Source organism: Actinoplanes sp. NPDC051633, from assembly GCF_040681735.1.
In the GTDB taxonomy this organism is placed as follows: Bacteria; Actinomycetota; Actinomycetes; order Mycobacteriales; family Micromonosporaceae; genus Actinoplanes.
In genome coordinates, this window is record NZ_JBFAZH010001579.1 from 1 (window position 1) to 1,442 (window position 1,442).

The 1,442-nt window shown below is 73.1% G+C and carries 1 protein-coding gene and 1 pseudogene; both read left to right on the plus strand.

From position 1 onward, the window contains the following. Positions 1-554: pseudogene (locus AB0M20_RS43290) on the plus strand (hypothetical protein); the annotation flags it as partial. Positions 555-753: 199 nt separating this feature from the next. Further along, entirely contained in the window at positions 754-996 is a 243-nt protein-coding gene (locus tag AB0M20_RS43295; protein WP_364307297.1) for a hypothetical protein, read from the plus strand. Positions 997-1,442 lie beyond the last annotated feature (446 nt).

Below are 1,442 nucleotides of genomic sequence, written 5' to 3' on the forward strand. Positions count from 1 at the left end.
CCCGGCTGCATCTGCTGCCGGCCGCCACCGAGCCGCTCCTGGAGGAGCCCGTCGCCCGGCCCGGCCCCGACCTTCTCCGCGACTTCCTGGCGTCGCCGGAGGCGGCCGGTTTCGGGCTGCACGACCTGCACGGCGACGACGAACTGGCCAGCCTGCACTTCTGTCTGAGTCTGATCACCGACCACGCGGCCGGGCTGCCGGACGGCGATCCGCTGCGCTGGAGCCCCGCGGTCGCCGGGCTGTTCCTGCTCGACTGGGTCCACCGGCGGGCGGTCCTGGACATGGACGATGCCGCGATGCTGCCGCGGGTCACCCGGGCGTGGTCGGCCTATGCGATCCGCAGGCGTGGGTTGCCACCGGCCGCGGCCGAGCAGATCGACTCGGTGGTCGAGGAGATGATCCCGGAGTTCGCCCGGTTGTACGCGACGGGCGAGCGCCGCAGCCCGGCGACGGCAGCCGTGGCGCAGCTGATCTCCGAGGGCGTCGACCCGAACGACACCGACGCGATCGACGCCTGGATCGACCAGAACCGGCACCGCCTGAACGGCGAGTAGCTCTCCCAACCAAAGTGGTAGGCGAGTGGGCTATCCCGCCCGCTGGGCTACCACTTCCGCCCCTGCTGCGGGAACGGTCCCTCTTGAAGCGGCCGGCCCGCCCGACCGGTGGCCCAGGTCGGCGGCGGTGGCGGGTCGGGCGTGGTGCGGCCCGTCGCGCTCGTCAACGGCTCTGCCCCTGCTGCGGGAACGGTCCCTCATGAAGCGGCCGGCACGCCGATCGGTGGCCCAGGTCGGCGGCCATGCCGGCGTGGTGGCGGGTCGGGCGTGCTGCGGCCCGTCGCGCTCGTCAACAGCTCTGCCCCTGCTGCGGAAACGGTCGCTCTTGAAGCGGCCGGCACGCCGATCGGTGACCCAGGTCGGCGGCCATGCCGGCGTGGTGGCGGGGTCGGGCGTGCTGCGGCCCGTCGCGCTCGTCAACGGCTCTCCAGCAAAGTGGTAGGCCCGTGGGCTTTCCGGGCCTCTGATAGCCCGATGGGCTACCACTTCCGCCCTGTGCTGTGGACAAATCGGCCACTGTGGTAGCCCACGAGTGTGTGCGGCGGCGAGATAGCCCGCTGGGCTACCAGTTCTTTCCGCGCACCTTCGAACCTCCGGGACCGGTCGCCCGCCGAGCCGACGATCAGCGCGATCGGGCCGCACCTCGCCGGACCGGCCACCCCCGCCGGCATGGCCGCCAACATCAACCCCCGACCACCCGCCACACCCCGCCGGCATGGCCGCGAGGCCGGCACATACCGGGCCGGCCGGGCGTGGGCTACCAGCGGTTGGTGTGCTCTGCGTGGTGGCGGCCTACGCGGGAGCCGCGGTGGCCGGCGATCACCGAGTCGTCCGCTCGGTGCTGACGCTCGGCGCGGTGGCTGCCGCGGTATGAGCGGCCACCCGACT

What these genes read in the sequence shown, in the direction of transcription:
- AB0M20_RS43295 (WP_364307297.1), top strand. Translation starts at nt 754, where the DNA reads ATGAAGCGGCCGGCACGCCGATCGGTGGCCCAGGTCGGCGGCCATGCC.